General features: G+C 70.5%; 15 protein-coding genes. 12 read left to right on the top strand and 3 right to left on the bottom strand.

The features are described 5' to 3' along the window. Window positions 1-107 precede the first annotated feature (107 nt). The 3 genes from BLV39_RS32715 to BLV39_RS32705 all read left to right on the top strand — a co-directional run bounded on the left by BLV39_RS32715 (window position 108) and on the right by BLV39_RS32705 (window position 4,148). On the top strand, window positions 108-581 hold the full coding sequence (locus BLV39_RS32715; RefSeq protein ID WP_090800468.1) for an NfeD family protein: 474 nt from the start codon (window positions 108-110) through the stop codon (window positions 579-581). Between the two features lie 2 nt (window positions 582-583). After that, complete coding sequence (locus BLV39_RS32710; RefSeq protein ID WP_090800467.1) at window positions 584-1,696, top strand: SPFH domain-containing protein; 1,113 nt, start codon at window positions 584-586, stop codon at window positions 1,694-1,696. 214 nt (window positions 1,697-1,910) lie between these two features. Beyond that, window positions 1,911-4,148, top strand: coding sequence for a hypothetical protein (locus BLV39_RS32705; RefSeq protein ID WP_090800466.1), 2,238 nt, complete (start codon window positions 1,911-1,913; stop codon window positions 4,146-4,148). Between the two features lie 85 nt (window positions 4,149-4,233). Here the strand turns inward: BLV39_RS32705 and BLV39_RS32700 are convergent, their stop codons facing one another. Together BLV39_RS32700 and BLV39_RS32695 are read right to left on the bottom strand one after the other, a co-directional pair. Further along, window positions 4,234-4,914, bottom strand: coding sequence for an SDR family NAD(P)-dependent oxidoreductase (locus BLV39_RS32700; RefSeq protein ID WP_090800465.1), 681 nt, complete (start codon window positions 4,912-4,914; stop codon window positions 4,234-4,236). Then, the gene (locus BLV39_RS32695) at window positions 4,914-5,831 is read right to left on the bottom strand and encodes an NADP-dependent oxidoreductase (protein WP_090800464.1); all 918 of its coding nucleotides are present in this window, start codon (window positions 5,829-5,831) and stop codon (window positions 4,914-4,916) included. Before BLV39_RS32695 ends, BLV39_RS32700 begins: the two co-directional genes overlap by 1 nt. A 105-nt stretch (window positions 5,832-5,936) precedes the next feature. Between BLV39_RS32695 and BLV39_RS32690 the strand changes: the two genes are divergently transcribed. Next, complete coding sequence (locus BLV39_RS32690; RefSeq protein ID WP_090800463.1) at window positions 5,937-6,548, top strand: TetR/AcrR family transcriptional regulator; 612 nt, start codon at window positions 5,937-5,939, stop codon at window positions 6,546-6,548. 23 nt (window positions 6,549-6,571) lie between these two features. Continuing rightward, complete coding sequence (locus BLV39_RS32685) at window positions 6,572-7,375, top strand: TrmH family RNA methyltransferase (protein ID WP_090800933.1); 804 nt, start codon at window positions 6,572-6,574, stop codon at window positions 7,373-7,375. Here the strand turns inward: BLV39_RS32685 and BLV39_RS32680 are convergent. Then, entirely contained in the window at window positions 7,372-8,718 is a 1,347-nt protein-coding gene (locus BLV39_RS32680) for a MurL-like N-terminal domain-containing (RefSeq protein ID WP_090800462.1), read from the bottom strand. The genes BLV39_RS32685 and BLV39_RS32680 overlap by 4 nt on opposite strands. Before the next feature lie 59 nt (window positions 8,719-8,777). On the opposite strand from BLV39_RS32680, the gene murD reads away from it, so the two are divergent. From murD to BLV39_RS32645, 7 genes are all read left to right on the top strand, one after another. Beyond that, window positions 8,778-10,115 (top strand): UDP-N-acetylmuramoyl-L-alanine--D-glutamate ligase, encoded by a 1,338-nt coding sequence (gene murD, locus BLV39_RS32675; protein ID WP_090800461.1) that lies wholly within the window; start codon window positions 8,778-8,780, stop codon window positions 10,113-10,115. 48 nt (window positions 10,116-10,163) lie between these two features. Next, window positions 10,164-11,462, top strand: coding sequence for an aspartate aminotransferase family protein (locus BLV39_RS32670; RefSeq protein ID WP_090800460.1), 1,299 nt, complete (start codon window positions 10,164-10,166; stop codon window positions 11,460-11,462). A gap of 166 nt (window positions 11,463-11,628) precedes the next feature. Further along, window positions 11,629-12,555, top strand: a complete 927-nt coding sequence (locus BLV39_RS32665) for a MurR/RpiR family transcriptional regulator (protein ID WP_090800459.1) — start codon at window positions 11,629-11,631, stop codon at window positions 12,553-12,555. 26 nt (window positions 12,556-12,581) lie between these two features. Then, complete coding sequence (locus BLV39_RS32660; protein ID WP_090800931.1) at window positions 12,582-13,334, top strand: sugar isomerase domain-containing protein; 753 nt, start codon at window positions 12,582-12,584, stop codon at window positions 13,332-13,334. Window positions 13,335-13,362: 28 nt separating this feature from the next. Next, window positions 13,363-14,790: an N-acetylglucosamine/diacetylchitobiose ABC transporter substrate-binding protein gene (ngcE, locus tag BLV39_RS32655; protein WP_090800458.1), complete on the top strand. Its 1,428-nt coding sequence runs from the start codon at window positions 13,363-13,365 to the stop codon at window positions 14,788-14,790. A 14-nt stretch (window positions 14,791-14,804) separates the two neighbouring features. Further along, a complete protein-coding gene (locus BLV39_RS32650) occupies window positions 14,805-15,746 on the top strand; it encodes a carbohydrate ABC transporter permease (protein ID WP_090800457.1) in 942 nt (313 codons plus the stop codon). Window positions 15,747-15,756: 10 nt separating this feature from the next. After that, window positions 15,757-16,710: a carbohydrate ABC transporter permease gene (locus tag BLV39_RS32645; RefSeq protein ID WP_090800456.1), complete on the top strand. Its 954-nt coding sequence runs from the start codon at window positions 15,757-15,759 to the stop codon at window positions 16,708-16,710. Window positions 16,711-16,720 lie beyond the last annotated feature (10 nt).

Below are 16,720 nucleotides of genomic sequence, written 5' to 3'. Positions count from 1 at the left end.
GGGGCGCGGGCGTTTCCGGAGGGTCAACTGCTTCCCCAGGCCCGACGTTACCGTCGTGCGACCGTTGCGCAGTCGCAATGGGTGCGCCGCCGTGACACGATCGATGTGTGGATGTCGTTCTCTGGGTCGTTCTGGGAGTGGTACTCGCGGTGGCGGAGATGTTCACCGCGACCCTATTCCTGTTGATGATCTCGGTGGGTGCGCTGGCGGCCGGGGCCGCCGCCGCCCTGGGCGCACCCGCGATCGTGCAGGCGATTGTCTTCGCCGCCGTTTCGGGCCTGACCGTCTTCGCGGTGCGCCCGATCATCCAGCGGCACCGGCTCTCCGCGCTCGAGTCCAACACCGAGCCGATCGGGCTGGAGGCATTCGAGGGTTCGAGCGCGCTCGTGCTCGAGCAGGTCGACGCGGACCAGGGCGTCGTCAAGATCGACGGAGAGACATGGCGGGCCCGCGCGTACGACGCCCATCAGGTGTTCGCGCCTGGCGAACGCGTACGCGTGATCGAGGTCAAGGGCGCGACTGCCATGGTCTGGCGGGATGACGTGTCAGATACGGATAAACCCGGAGAAAAGGTGAACTAGGGATGGAAATTGCCATTGCGGTCGTGGTAGCGGCGATTGTGCTCGTCGCGATCATCACGATCGTGCGCTCGGTGCGGATCGTTCCGCAGCAGCGGATGGACGTCATGGAGCGGCTCGGCAAATACAAGCGGACCCTGTCGCCGGGCCTCAACCTCCTGGTGCCGTTCATCGACGCGGTGCGCACGAAGGTCGACATGCGGGAGCAGGTGGTCAGCTTCCCGCCCCAGCCGGTGATCACGTCCGACAACCTGGTCGTCTCGATCGACACGGTGCTCTACTTCCGGGTCGTCGACCCGGTCCGGGCGACCTACGAGATCGCCAACTTCCTCCAGGCGATCGAACAGCTCACGGTGACCACGCTCCGCAACGTCATCGGCTCGCTCGACCTGGAGAAGGCGCTGACCAGCCGCGAGGAGATCAACCGCCACCTGTCCGGCGTGCTCGACGAGACCACCGGGCGCTGGGGCATCAAGGTCACCCGCGTCGAGATCAAGGCCATCGAGCCGCCGCCGAGCATCCGCGACTCCATGGAGAAGCAGATGCGCGCCGAGCGGGACCGGCGGGCCGCGATCCTCAACGCCGAGGGCCACAAGCAGGCGGCGATCCTGACCGCCGAGGGCGAGAAGCAGTCCCTCGTGCTCCGCGCCGATGGTGACCGGCAGTCCCGGATCCTCCAGGCGGAGGGCCAGGCCAAGGCGATCCGCACGGTCTTCGACGCGATCCACACGGCCAACCCGAGCCAGAAGGTGCTGGCCTACCAATACCTGCAAGCGTTGCCGCAGATCGCCAACGGCACCGCCAACAAGGTTTGGATCATTCCGACCGAGCTCACCAAGGCTCTCGAGGGCATGGGCGGCGCGCTCGGCGGGTTGGCCAACATGGTCGGCGACCAGCCGACGCAGGGTGTCGACTCCAGCGCCGTCGAGCGCGAGGCCGACGAGGCGGCCCGGGCCGCCGCGGAAGCGGCGGCGCAGGTCAACCATGAGGTACGCCAGGCGGAGGAGCAGGTTTCCAGCTCGCCCGGTCTCCCGCCGCAGACGCCGGGGATCACGGCCGGCGAGCCCGTGCCACCGTCCACGGTGCTCGGCGAGGACCGTGACCGCGAACGCGGTTAGCAACCCCTGTGGAAGGGCCCTTTCTGGTAAAGAAGGGGCCCTTCCCGCTGTCCGCTGAAAGTTCCTCACTGTTTCGCCGATCCAACGCGAGGGAGCCTCGGAAGCTGACACGATTCGCGTAGGTTACGCACGGTCACCCTAGGGTCACGGGCGCCATGCGCGTTCCGTCGCTGGAGGACCGTGGTCCGTTCCGCCGAGAATCGAGGTGACGGCGATGGGTCACGTGGCGAAGCACTCCGCCGGCGCGGGGTCCAACCGGGACCGTTCCGCGCCGCCGAGCGAGCCGGGCGAGCCCGCGGAGACACCGGCGGAGCCGGTAGCGGTCAAACCTGGCGAGCCCGGCGACCGGCCGGACGACCCGGCCGGCTCGGTCGTAGTCGAGCCGATGGACCCGCCGGCACCCATGCGCAGCCGCACCGACGCCGAGCGGACGGTGGTCCGACCCACCATGCCCGCCCGCGGTGCGCGCCGCTGGTGGCAGTTCGGCCGGCCTGCCGACGAGCCGCGGCCCGTCTCGCATGCGGCCGGCGCGAAGCCCCGGCCGACCCCTGACGAGAACCGCCCGCGTACGGCGGACCGCGACCCGGCGCCGGGCGTGTCCACCGGGCGCGCCCGCGTCTTCGGCGGGCCGGAGGCGTCGCGGGATCGCTCTGGTCCTGGCTCGACCGAGCCTGGCCGCTTCGGCGGGCCGGAAGCGTCGCGGGATCGCTCGGCGCTCGACTCGACCGAAGGTGCACGGGAATCGCGGTCACCGGACCGCTTCGGGTTCGACTCGCCCGGTGGCGCACGCGCCGGTTCCTTGGGTTCCGCGTCCGGGCTTTCCGCCTGGGGCGCGTTGGGGTCGCGGGAGAACGCGGCGCTGGAAGTGGGCGACCGTTCCCCGATCACCGACACCGCGCCCTGGCCCGGTCCGGACAGCTCGACCGGCGCCGAGTCCGATGACAGCGACGACGACGGTGGCAGCGTCAAGCTGCGCGAGGGCGAGCGCTCCGCGCTGCGGCCGACCGCGCCGACCGGCACCCCGACCTATGAGGGGGAGAGCGCCGGCGTCGAGGACACCGCCATCCTGCCCAAGCTCGGCAGCCCGTTGCAGACCCAGCGGATCTGGACCAGCCGGCCCGACCCGGCGGAGGAAGACGCCGACGGCAAGGGAAAGAAGAAGAAGAGCAAGAAGATCGACGTGACCAGCCTGCTGGACGTCGGCATCAAGCTGCTTCCGGAGATGGAGCCGTCCGCACCGGACGGACCCATCACCAACGCCCGCTGGGCCGCTTTGGTCCGCGCGGCCGCGCGGCGGATGATCTGGAGCCTGCCGGTCGCCGGCGTGGTCGCCGGAGCCGCGTCGATCGGTGCCATGGTTCGCGGTGGGCCGGCGCACTACCTGAGCGGTGCCGAGCCCTTCCGGCTGATCGCCTGGGTGACCAGCGTCTGGCTCGGCATGCTCGCGATGATCTGTTTGGTCGGGCTGCTGGCGGCGGTCCGCGTCCGCGGCACCGCGCTGCTCGGCCTCATGCTCGGCCTGCTCGGCGGCATCTCGATGCTGATGTTCGCCGCGGTGCCACCGGCCACCCCGATCTGGGGCCTCAGCGCGAAAACGCTGACGCTGTCCTGCGGCGCCCTCTACAGCGCCGGCTGGATGGCGATGGGCTGGGCCGTCTTCCGGTCCCGCATGTTCACCCGTGGCGACGGCCTGATGCTCGTCCTCTGCGGTCCGATGGTCGGCATCGCGGGCCTGTGGATGTCACCGTTCCACACGGCCGGCGCTCTGTTGATGGTCGCCGCCGGCCTGGGCATCGCCTGGAAGTCCGGCAGCACCCTGCGCGCCGTCCGCGCCGGCCGCGAGGCCGACCTGGCGGAGCGGACCGGCCCGCCGCTGGAGCTCGCCGAGATCCGGCCCCGCAGAGCCCGCAAGGAGAAGAAGCCCAAGACGACCAAGCGCAGCGCCCGCGCGGCCAAGCGGGCGGAAGCCGCGAAGCAGGCGGCCGACGCCAAGCAGGCAGAGGCCAGGAAAGCGGCCGATGCCAAGCAGGCGAAGGAGCGGTCGGACCGCGGCAAGCAGCCCGACGCGGCGAGCAGGCAGTCGGGTCAGGCCGGCCACTCGGACCACGGCAAGCAGCAGCCTGACGCGGCGCGCAATCAGTCGGGTTACGCCAGCCCCAAGTCCGACTCGGCCCGGCAGTCCGAGTGGTCCCGGCAGGGCAGCCAACACGCCCAGTCGGACGACAGGTCCCGAAGGGACGGTCGCGAGCCCGACCAGGCCAGGGGATCAGCCCGGGCAGGCGCCGACCGGCCGCAGGGGACGGCCAACCCGGCCAAGGACGACAAGGCACCGCGCGGTCCCGGCAAGCGCCGGTTGCGCGTAGGCGCCACCACGGACACCCCGGCGCCGCCGCCCAAGCCGGAAGGCAACCGCCGTAAGCGCTGGGGCTTCAAGCGCGACGGCAAGGACTGACGGCAGAAGGAGACCCGGGCACAGCCGCCCGCCGCCCACCCGGCGCCGGCTGTGCCCGCCTTCGTGTCTGTGTAAGGCCGCCGGACTAGCGGCGCTTCCCGCGCAGCACCGACGCGGTCAACGGATGCTCGCCGCCCTCGCCGCTGACGTGGATGTCCCAGTAGTGCGGCGCGATCCGGTCCGGGTCGGCCTCGTCGGCGTCGAGCGAGAGCGGCACGTGCGCCGCGTACACACCCTTGCCGGCCAATGCGTCGTGCAGGTTGAGCACCCAGTTGCGCAGGGCGGCGCAGGCCAGGCCGACGTTGCCCATCGCGGGTGCGGGCAGCACCGAGCCCGGCCCGGTCGTGTACAGCAGCGTGCCGCTGCCGCGTTCGAGCATGTCGGGCAGCACCTGGCCGGTCGCGGTGATCGCGCCGTGCACGTAGAAGTCGAGGTGCGGCTGCACGTTGGCCACGCTGACGTCCAGCGGACCGGCCAGCACCATCCCCGCCTCCGGACCGCGCGGCGCGGGTGAGAACTCCAGCACCTCGACCGGCTCGTGGTTGGCGGCGATGTCCCGGAACGCCCGCACCAGGCTCGGCCGGTCCATGATGTCGGCCCGATAGCCCGCGGCCGCGATCCCGGAGTCCGCGAGATCGTCCACCAGCTCATCCAGTGTGGACGCGGTGCGGGCGATCAGGGCGACCTCGAAGCCCTGCCCGCCGAAGACCTTGGCCAGGGACAGCCCCAGCCCCGGCCCGGCACCGACGATCGCGACCGTGCCCACTAGCGTCGGGTGTCGACCACGAGCTTGCCCAGCTTGTGGCTGCCGAAGTCGGCGAGCGCCTGGGCCGCTTCGGACATCGTGTACGTGTGTGTGATCGGCACCCGCAGCGTCCCGGCGGCGATCGAGTCCAGGATGGTGCCCACGGTCTCCGGCGTCGCGGTGGGCACCACCGGGGTGACGGTGATGTCCTTCCGGCCGGCCGCGCCCGCGTCGGCGCCGAGGGCCGACGACATCCGGCCGCCGGCCGGCAGCAGCGCGGCCAGCGTGGCGGCGTCGCCGGCGGCGTGCACGACCGCGGTGAGCCCGGGCGGGGCGGCGAAGCCGTCGGTGTAGTCGACGGTCTCGTTGGCGCCGAGGCCGCGGACGAACTCGGTCGGCTCGCCGGGGCGGGCGGTGGCGTACACGGTGGCACCGACGGCGCGGGCCAGTTGCACGGCGAACGCGCCGACCCCGCCGGTCGCGCCGGTGACGAGCACCGTGTCGTCCTCGGTCAGGTTGAGCGCGTCCACGAGGGCCTTGGCGGTGACGGCGGCCAGGCCCGCGGCTGCCGCCTGCTCCTCGCTGATGCCCGGCGGCAGCGTGGTCACGCTGCGGGCGTCGAAGACGATGGTGTCGGCGAGCGCGCCCCGGGCCATCGACGTACCCGTGATCACCCCGGCCACCCGATCGTGGGGGCGGATGGTGGCGACGCCGGGGCCGACCCGCTCGACGGTGCCGGCGAAGTCGCGGCCCAGTACGACCGGGAACCGGTGCGGCTCGGACTCCCAGAAAGCGCCGGCGCCGGTGGCCACGTCGATGCCGTTGACCGAGGCCGCCTCCACCGCCACCCGGATCTGCCCGGGTCCTGGGTTGGGCACCGTCACCTCGACAACCGCGGGGGACTGGTCGCGGCCGGCGACCGCAAGTGCTCGTGCCATCGCGAGACCACCTCACCTAACTGGGGGATTGTCCCTGCTTAGCTCCTTCTGCGACGCTAGCACGACCAGAGATCAACCCCCGGTTACCGTCGTAAGGTATCGACCATGTCTCCCGGGAGCCTGCGGGCCGACGCCGAGCGCAACCGCCGCCAACTCCTCGACGCCGCTCGCGCGGTCTTCGCCGTGCGCGGTCTCGACGCGCCGCTGGACGACATCGCGCGGCGCGCCCGGGTCGGCAACGCCACCCTCTACCGACGCTTCCCGCGCCGCCGCGACCTGGTCGGCGCGGTCTTCGTCGAGCCGCTGCGCGAGGTCGTCGCCACGGCCCGTGCGGCGTTGGCCGATCCGGACCCGTGGCTGGCGTTCGCCGGTCACCTGCGCTATCTGTGCGAGTTGCAGGCCCGCGACCGCGCGCTCGCCGAGCTGCTGACCGCGCGGATGTCCGATGTGGACGAGTTGGACGACCTGCGGGACGTCGCGTTCGACTGCCTGACCGCGCTGATCGACCGCGCCCGGGAGGCCGGCGTGATCCGCGCCGAGGTCGACCATGCCGACGTGGTGCTGATCCTGATGGCCAACGCCGGCCTGGTCGAGCGCACGGCGGCCAGCGCCCCGGACGCCTGGGGTCGGCACCTCGGCTACGTGCTCGACGGGCTCCGCCCCGCGAAAGCGCCGGCGCCGCCCCGCCAGCTCGCCGACCGCATGACAGGGACCTAGCGCGACCGGGGAGAATGGCCCGCGTGCCGGTCACCGTGATCACCGAACCTGGCGACGAGCGGCTCGCCGACTACCGCGCGCTGACCGACGTCGAGCTGCGTACCCGCTGGGAGCCCCCGCACGGGCTCTTCATCGCCGAGGGCGAGCTCGTGCTGCGCCGTGCCCTCCGGGCCGGCTACCGGCCGCGGAGCTACCTCGTCGACGAGAAACGGGTCGACCAGCTCGGCGACCTGATCGAGACCGCACCGGTGTACGCGGCCGGCCAGGCCGTGCTGGAACAGGCGACCGGCTTCCACGTGCACCGGGGCGTGCTGGCCAGCTTCCACCGCCGCCCGTTGCCGGAGCTGGACACGGTCCTGGCCAACGCGAAAAGGCTGGCGGTGCTGGAGGACGTCAACAACCACACCAACGTCGGTGCCATCTTTCGCGGCGCGGCAGCCCTCGGCGTCGACGCGGTGCTGCTCTCGCCCACCTGCGCCGACCCGCTCTACCGGCGCAGCGTCCGGGTCAGCATGGGCGAGGTCTTCGCGGTCCCGTACGCGACCCTCACGCCGTGGCCCCGAGGCCTCCAGAAGGTGCAGGACGCCGGGTTCACCGTGATCGCCATGACCCCGGCCGCCGACGCCGTCCCGCTCCAGAAGCTCACCGCGACCCAACGGCAGAAGGCGGCCCTGCTGCTCGGCGCCGAGGGTCCGGGCATCACCGAGGGCGCCCAACTGGCCAGCGACGTCCGGGTCGCCATCCCCATGCGCAAGGGCGTCGACTCGCTCAACGTCGCCGCCGCCGCGGCCGTCGCCTTCTGGGAGCTGGGCCGCGAGGACGACTAGGACGAAGGCAGCAGCTTCGCGTACGTCTCCGGCACGAAGTGCGGACCGCCCGGGGTGAAGACCTCGGAGTCCGACGCCGCCGCCCAGGCCGCCGAGGGGACGGCCGCCACCAGGGCGGTCACCACCGGCGACCCGGACCAGCCCGGCTGGCGGGCCACCAGGCCGAGCGCGACCAGCGACTCCTCGACCTCGCCGACGCACTCGAACGGCTTGTGCCCGTCGATGCCGAGGATCTCCAGGTAGCCGGGGATCTGTGCCGGGTCGGCGAACAGATCCAGGCCGAAGATCGCCGCCAGCCGCTCCGGCGACATGAACGGGGCCATGGCCAGGAAGACGAAGCGGCATTTCGGGCAGTGCCCGCACCAGCGCGCGGTCGCGTCACGCAGCTTGAACGCCTGGTTGCAACTCGTCACCACGTCGTCGTAGCCCGTGAAGCCCGCGAACAGCTTGGCGATGTGCAACTCGGAGAGCGTCCGCAGCAGCGAGAAATAGGGGTCGACCAGCCCGGCGTGTGTGGCCAGCGCGGCCCGCAGCAGCCCCTCCGCCTCGACGCCCTTCGACCACTGGTGGTTGACCTCGTGACCGTTCCAGATCAGGTTGGGGTCGGACGCGGAGCGCTCGTTGGACATCACCACCGGCCCGAGCCCGTGCAGCACGGCGGTGGCGACGGCGATCAATGAGTTGATCGCGGTGACCGGGATGTGGCCGTTGCGGGCACCGGCGGCGTTGAGCTCGAGCAGCAGCGGGTCGAGCGTGCGCCGGGCGGCCAGCGCCGGCACGCCCGAGGCCGCGTTGACCGCCTCGATGATCCGGTTGGGGTTGACCGAGAACGGCACCGGGTCGAGCCCGCCGCCACGCAGCGTCTCCAGCGAGACGATCGAGTCCTTGCCGCCGCCGACCGCCGACAGCGGCCGCCCCTCGGTCAGCTCCGGCGCGGCCGGAACCGGCTCGGCCACGCCCGCCACCACCGGCACCAGCGACAGCACGTGCGGCAGGTCGTTGCGGTACGCGTACTCGGCGAGTCCCTTGGTGTAGATGGCGGTCACGTATTCGACCACCGCGTCGGACACCGGCGCGGGCAGCTCGATCCGCGGCGGCGCGGCGGCCTTGTAGTAGCTGACCCCGGCGACCAGGTGGAGCAGTGAGAGCACCCGCCGGACGGCGGCGAGCCGAGCCTGCGACGGTGGCGAGGAAGGCACCGGAAGCGTCACGGTCTCGGTGAACGACAGCGCCCCGGCCGGCCCGTCGAGCTCGTAGGAGAAGGTCGCGACCCCCGTGGAAGGGTCGAACGACGCGGACGGGAAGCGGAACACCGCCATCTGGCCGAGCTGGTCGTTGGGCACACGCCATACTAGTTCGGCGCCCGCCGACGGGCCGTTCGACACCACGAGGGAGCACTCTGATGAGGCTGGCCGACCTCCAGGGACGCCGGGTCGCCGTGTGGGGCACCGGGCGCGAGGGCCGGGCCGCCGTGGTCGCGGTCGCCGCGCACCGCCCGGCCGACCTGGTCGCCGTCGACGACAGCGGCAACTTCCTCAGTCTGCCCTGGGAGGGCGAGCTCGCCGCCGCGGCGCCGCTCACCGACCGTTACGAAGCGCTCGCCGAGGCCGACGTCGTCGTCCGCTCGCCGGGCATCTCGCAGACCCACCCGTGGATGGTCGAGCTCAGAAAGGCCGGCGTCCCGGTCACCCAGGGCACCGCGCTGTGGATGGCCGACCACGCCGACCGCACCGTCGGTGTCACGGGCAGTAAGGGCAAGAGCACCACGTCGAGCCTGGTCAGCCACCTGCTCGCCGCCGTCGGCCGGCCCAACCTCTACGGCGGCAACATCGGCGTGCCGGTGCTCGACCTGCCCGGCGAGGCCGACCAGTACGTGCTGGAGCTGTCCAGCTACCAGTGCAGCGACCTGACCGTCTCGCCCCGGGTCGCCGCGGTCACCGCGCTGTTCCCGGAGCACCTCGACGCGCACGGCGGCGAGGAGGAGTACTACCGCGACAAGCTCAACCTCGTCGCCCACGGACCGAAAGCGATCATTTACAACGCGGCCGACCCGCGCCTCGCGCCGCGCGTGCGGGACCTGCCCGGTGCGGTCCCGGCCAACGACCCGGCCGGCTTCCACATCGACGGTGACGACGTCAAAGCACCCGACGGCACCACGCTGTTCGAGCGGGCCGCGCTCAACCTGCCCGGCCGGCACAACGCCGGCAACCTCTGCGTCGCGTTGGGTGTGCTCACCGCGCTCGGCATCGACTGCGTCGCCAGAGCACAGGACCTGCGCGCCGCCGCCGCGAGCTTCCAGCCGTTGCCGCACCGGCTGACCGAGATCAGCGATCCGTCCGGCCTCACGTTCGTCGACGACACCCTCGCGACCAGCCCGCACGCGACGACACACGCGATCGACGCGTACGTCGGCAAGCCGTTGACCCTGATCGTCGGCGGCAACGACCGGGGCGTCGACTACACCGTGCTCCGGGACCACCTGGAGAAGCTCGACGCGATCACCGTGCTGGCCGTTCCCGACAGCGGCCCGCGCATCGTCGACGCGCTCAAGGGCCTCGAACACGTACACGCCGAGGTGGTCGAGGACCTGGTCGCGGCGGTCCACCGGGCGCGCGCGCTGACCCCGCCCGGCGGCGTCGTGCTGATGTCACCCGGCGCGCCCAGCTACGGCCGGTTCCGCAACTACGAACACCGCAGCGAGGTGTACGCCGAGGCGATCAAGGATTCCGCCCCGGCCTGACCGCCGTCGAACGGCCCACGAGCCCCTCGCGTGTGCTAGACCGTGAGGATGACGAGCACCGACGACCTGCTGGCGCGGCACAAGGCCGTGCTGCCGAGCTGGATGCCGCTGTACTACGCCGAGCCGCTGGAGATCGTCTCCGGCTCCGGGCGGCATGTGACCTGCTCCGACGGCCGCACCTACCTCGACTTCTTCGGCGGCGTGCTGACCACGATGGTCGGCTACGACATCCCCGAGATCACCGAGGCGGTGGAGCGGCAGTTGCGCACCGGGGTGGCGCACACCTCGACGCTCTACCTGATCCGCGCGCAGGTCGAGCTGGCCGAGAAGATCGCCCGCCTGTCGGGCATTCCGGACGCCCGGGTGTTCTTCACGAACTCGGGCACCGAGGCCAACGAGGCGGCCCTGCTGATGGCCACCAACCATCGCCGGTCCAACCAGATCCTGGCGGTGCGCAACAGCTACCACGGCCGGTCGTACGCGGCCATGGGCATCACCGGCCACCGCGGCTGGTCGTCGAGCTCGCTCAACCCGCTCCAGGTGAGCTGGCTGCACTCCGGTGACCGGCTGCGCGGCCTGCTGTCCCGGCTGGGCAGCGACGAGCAGGTCGACGCGGCCGTCGACGACCTGCGCGAGGTGCTCGCGACCCAGACCGCGGGTGACGTCGCGGCGCTGATCGCCGAGCCGGTGCAGGGCGTGGGCGGTTTCGTCGCCGGCCCCGACGGGCTGTTCGGCGCGCTGAAGAAGGTCCTGGACGAGACGGGCATCCTGCTCATCTCCGACGAGGTGCAGACCGGCTGGGGCCGCACGGGCGAGCACTTCTGGGGCTACCAGGCCCACGGGGTCGTGCCTGACCTGCTCACCTTCGCCAAGGGCGTCGGCAACGGGTTCGCGCTGGCCGGCGTGGTCGGCCGGGCCGACGTGGTCAACAACGTGCCGGCGATCTCGTTCTCCACCTTCGGCGGCAACCCGATCTCGACGGCGGCCGGCAACGCCGTCGTCGACTACGTGCTCGACAACGACCTCCAGGGCAACGCGGCGCGCGTGGGCGCGATCCTGCGCGACGACCTGCAGGCTCAGATCGGCGACAACCCGATCGTCGGCGAGATCCGCGGCCGGGGCCTGATGTTGGCCGTCGAGTTCGTCCAGCCGGGAACGACGGTGCCCGACGTGCCGGCGACGGTACGGGTCTTCGAGGCCTGCCGCGCCGGCGGCCTGCTCGTCGGCAAGGGCGGGCTCTACAACAACGTGATCCGGATGGGTCCGGCGCTGACGCTGACCGAGGAAGAGGCCCGCGAGGCCCTGAACATCCTGGTCAACGCGATCCGGGAGACATCCGCCGCCTAACCGTTACCCCTTCGAGAACCCCGCCGGTGCAGGCTGCCGGCGGGGTTTCGCGTGCGTATCGGCGAGTAACAGTTTGAAAACTTCACCCAAAGTCTTGACACGGAGGGGGCTTCAGTAAGAACTTTTACCACTAACAGTTAACACTCTTTTTTGAAAGGCGGGACCCATGATCGAGCGCGAGGCCGACTCGACCGCGACCGCGGTTGTCGATGCCTCGCCCGCCGACGGGGTCCTGCTCCGGGTGCGAGCGGGCCTTCCCGAGTTCACCGGTGCGTTGCAGCGGGTTGCCGAGCAGGTGCTCGCCGACCCGGCCGGCGCCGCCCGGGCGACGATCGTCGAGCTGGCCGAGCGCAGCGGCACCTCGCCAGCGACGATCACCCGGTTCTGCCGGGCGCTCGGCTTCGACGGCTACGCCGACCTCCGGCTGGGCATCGCCGCCGAGACCGGCCGGGCCCGTTCGGCCGGCTGGACGTTCGACATCGGCCGCGAGATCCAGCCGACCGACCCGCTCGACCGGGTGCTCGGCCAGATCATGGCCGCCGACACCCGGGCCATGCACGACACCGCTGCGCTGCTCGACCTGGCCGAGGTCGAGCGGGCCGCGGAGGCGATCGCCGCCGCCACCCGGGTCGACATCTTCGGCGCCAGCGGCAGCGCGCTGGTCGGCGAGGAGATGCAGTTCAGCCTCCACCGCATCGGCGTCGCCGCGTGGGCCTGGACCGACGTGCACAACGGACTGGCCAGCGCCGCGCTGCTGCGCACCGGCGACGTGGCCCTGGGCGTGAGCCACAGCGGCGCCACACGGGAGACCATCGAGATGCTCGCCGAGGCGGGCAGCCGGGGCGCCACCACGATCGCGCTGACCAGCTTCCCGCGCTCCCCGCTGGCGGAGCTCGCCGACATCATCCTGTTGACCGCCGCGCAGGCCACCACGTTCCGGCCGGACGCGCTCTCCGCGCGGCACCCGCAGCTCGTCGTGCTCGACCTGCTCTACATCGCGGTCGCGCAACGCACCCACGACCGGGCGCACGCCTCGTTCCAGCGCACCGCGCAGGCGGTCGACGGACACAAGACGGCCAAGGGGGCGGCGTGACGACCTCGACTCCGCCGCTGCCGGCCATGGCGGGCGTGTCCGCCCGCAACTACGCCGACGCCGTGCGCCCGCTGCTCGACGGTCTGCTCGCGCAGACCGACGACCTGGCGCGCGCCGCGGACCTGATCGCCGACAGCCTGCGCGCCGGGGGCGTGCTCCAGGCGTTCGGCGCCGGACACTCCGCCGCGTTCGCCGCGGACCTGGTCGGCCGGGCCGGCGGGCTCGTGCCGACCAACCGGCTCGACATCCACGACCTGGTGCTGCACGGCGACGCACACCGCGACGTGCTCGGCGATCCCAAGCTCGAGCGTGACCCCGGCATCGCGCACCAGATCTACGAGCTGGCCCGGCCGCAGCCACAGGACGTGTTCGTGGTGGCCTCCCAGTCCGGGATCAACGGTTCGGTCGTCGAACTGGCGTCCCTCGTGAAAGAACGCGGTCACCCGCTGATCGCGGTCACCTCGGTGGCGCACACAACCCGGGTGGCACCGCGCCACCCGTCGGGTCGGCGGTTGTCCGACCTCGCTGACGTCGTGCTGGACAACGGCGCGCCGTACGGCGACGCACTGCTGCCGACGCACGACGGCGGCACGGTCTGTGCGGTCTCGTCGGTCACCGCCGCGCTGTTGGCGCAGTTGTTGACCGCTGAGGTCGTACGACGGTTCCACCAACTCGGAGAGGTTCCCCCTATCTACCTCTCCGCCAACGTCCCCGGTGGGGACGCGCACAACCACGCCCTCGAATCGCGGTATGCCGGGCGTCTCCGGCGTACCGCATGACCCCGATCGATTGAATCGAGGAGACAAGATGTCGCAACTCCCCGACAGCACGTCGGACCTCAGTCGCCGCTCGCTGTTGCGCGGTACGGCGGCCGCCGGTCTGCTCGCCACCCCCGCCGTCGGCCTGCTCTCCGCATGCGCCGGCAGTTCCACGGGGGATGACAAGGCCGACACCGGGGCCAAGACGAACGACAACCCGCTCGGTGTCGCTGACACCGGCAAGGTCGACGTGGTCGTCTTCAACGGCGGCCTCGGCGACGCGTACGCCAAGTTCGACGTGACCGTCTTCAACAAGAAGCACGCGAACGTCACCGTCAACCTGAGCTCCACCCTGAAGATCAAGACCGAGCAGCAGCCGAAGTTCAGCACCACGCCCGCCGACCTGATCAACAACGCCGGCGCCGACATCATGGCGCTCGACACGCTGGTCAACGAGGGCGCGCTGACCGAGCTCACGCCGCTGCTGGACGCACCGAGCTGGGACGACCCCAACGTCAAGGTGCGCGACACCCTGCTGCCGGGCACCATCAACGACGGCACGTTCGACGGCAAGGTGCTCGTCCTCAACTACGCGTACACGGTGTTCGGTGTCTGGTACAACCAGGCGCTGTTCGACAAGAACGGCTGGACGGCTCCGACGACCTTCGACGAGTTCTTCACGCTCGCACCGAAGATCAAGTCGGCCGGCGTCGCGCCGTTCGCGTTCGCGGGCAAGTTCCCGTACTACATGCGCTGGGCGATCATGAGCTGGATCTGGCAGTCCGGCGGCAAGTCCGCGGTCGTCGACATCGACAACCTCAAGCCGGGTTGCTGGAAGACGCCTGAGGTCATGGCCGCCCTCGAGGCGACCGAGAAGCTGGTCAAGGACGGCTACACCCTGCCCGGCAGCGCGACGCTGACCCACACCGAGTCGCAGCAGGCGTTCCTGGACGGCAAGGCCGCCCTGCTGCCGTGCGGCACGTGGCTCGAGAACGAGATGCGCCAGACGATCCCGTCGGGCTTCCAGATGAAGCTGGCCAACTTCTGGGGCGTCAGCGCGGCCGACAAGGCCAAGGGCGCCGTCTTCGCCGGCTCCGGCGAGAACTGGATCGTTCCGAAGAAGGCGGCCAACGCGGCGGCTGGCATGGAGTTCCTCCGCGCCATGTTCTCCGTCGAGGGCGCCGGCAAGTTCGCCGAACTGACGAGCTCGCTCTCCTCGCGGGCCGGCTCGGGCGACAAGGTCACCAACTCGACGGCGCTGGTCTCGGCCGGCGAGGTTATGAAGAAGGCCAGCGGCGAGCTGGTCTCCTTCAAGCACCCCGACTGGTACGCCGACATCGACAAGGCGGAGCAGAACGCGATCGGCGAGCTCATGGCCGGCCGCATGACCGCTGCCAAGTTCGCCGATACGCTCCAGGCGGCCACCGACAAGGTTGCCGGCGACAGTGCCATCAAGAAGTTCACCCGCGACGCCTAGAACGGATAGTCGAGATGCGGCACGGTAAAGCCCGCTTCGTCGCGAGTTTTCTGGTCCTGCCTGTAGGCCTGTACGTGTTCTACGTGCTGTGGCCCTACGCCCAGGACATCGGTTACTCGCTCACGAACTGGGGCGGCTACTCCGACACACAGGAGTTCGTCGGGCTGGACAACTACGTCCGGCTGGTCAAGGACGAGCTGATCCGCAAAGCCTTCTGGCATAGCGTGTTCTTCCTGGTCACCGTGCCGGTCTTCACGATCGCGCTGGCCCTGCTCTTCGCGTTCCTCCTCAACGTGGGTGGACGCGGGAGCAGGGCCGGGGTCCGGGGCGTCTGGGGCTCAAGCTTCTACAAGGTGGTCTTCTTCTTCCCACAGGTGCTCTCGCTGGTGCTGATCGCCATCATGTGGCAGGCGATCTACCGAGGCGACGAGCAGGGCCTGCTCAACGGGATCCTGATGAAGATCGGCCTGGTCGACCCCGAGAAGCCGCTGCAGTTCGTCGCCGACCCCACGCCGTTCCTCGGCGTACCCACCGTGCTCTGGTGGTTGTTGCTCATCGCGGTCTGGGGCGGCACCGGTTTCTACATGGTGCTGTTCTCGGCGGCCATGCAGTCCATCCCGAAGGACATCTTCGAAGCCGCCACGCTCGACGGCGCCACCCGGGTCAAGACGTTCTTCCGCATCACGCTGCCGCTGCTGCGCGACTCGGTCTCGGTGGCCTGGGTCTATCTGGGCTTCATCGCGCTCGACATGTACGCGCTGGTCTACGTCATGACGCCGAGCCAGGGCGGGCCGGACCACGCCAGCGAGGTGTTCGCCTCGGTGATCAACTTCACCGCGTTCAACAAGGGCCAGTTCGGGTACGCCTGCGCGATCGCGGTCGCACTCGGCATCTTCACCCTGTTGCTCGCCGCCGTGCAGCTGCGGGTCACCCGCCGCGAGCGGATCGAATACTAGGAGCGATGGCATGAGCACGGTCACCACGCCACCCGCGACGGGCACCGTAGGCGTGCAGCCGCCGCCGCCCGGCAAGGGTCGCTCCGGCCCCAAGGGCTCCTCGGTCGGCGACGTCGCGGTCAGCGGTTTCTCGCACCTGTTCCTCATCGTGTGGGGCGCCATGGTGGTGCTTCCGCTGTTGTGGGTCGTCATGTCGTCGTTCAAGTCCGACGCTGAGATCATCCGCAACCCGCTGTCGATGATCCCGGACGGCCTGCACTGGGACAACTTCTCCCGGGCCTGGTCCAACGGCCACTTCAACGACGTCTTCCTCGACACGATCATCATCGTCGGTGGCGGCGTGTTCTTCACGATGCTGCTCGGTTCGATGGCCGCGTACGTGCTGGCACGGTACGAGTTCCCCGGCAACCGCGTCATCTACTACATGTTCCTGGCCGGTCTGACGCTGCCCGTCTACATGGCCGCGGTGCCGCTCTACAAGGGCATCGACAACATGGGCAAGATCCTGCCGTTCCTCGGACACAACCAGTACGCGATGCTGATCCTCGTCTACGTCGCCTGGTCGCTGTCGTTCACCGTCTTCTTCATGCACTCGTTCTTCCGCACGCTGCCCTCGACGGTCGCGGAGGCTGGGTTGGTCGACGGCTGCTCGCACACCGCGCTGTTCTTCCGGGTCATGCTGCCGATGGCCAAGCCGGGCCTGATCAGCATCGGCATCTTCAACGTCATCGGCCAGTGGAACCAGTGGTACCTGCCGGTCCTGCTGATGCAGCCCGAGAGCGGCGAGACGAAGAAGGCGCCGATCGCGCAGGCCCTGATCGACCTGTCGGTCAACCAGGGTTACCGGTCCGACTGGTCGGGCATGTTCGCCGGCCTCACCATGGCGATGCTCCCGGTGCTCGCGGTCTACATCATCTTCCAGCGCCAGGTCCAGGCGGGCCTGACGGGCAGCATCACGAAGTAGTTGTCGTACC

The sequence above is a fragment of the Asanoa ishikariensis genome (genome assembly GCF_900107455.1).
GTDB classification, from domain to species: Bacteria; Actinomycetota; Actinomycetes; order Mycobacteriales; family Micromonosporaceae; genus Asanoa; species Asanoa ishikariensis.
The sequence above is the reverse complement of the archived record's forward strand: the minus strand, read 5'-3'. Positions and strand labels throughout refer to the sequence as shown.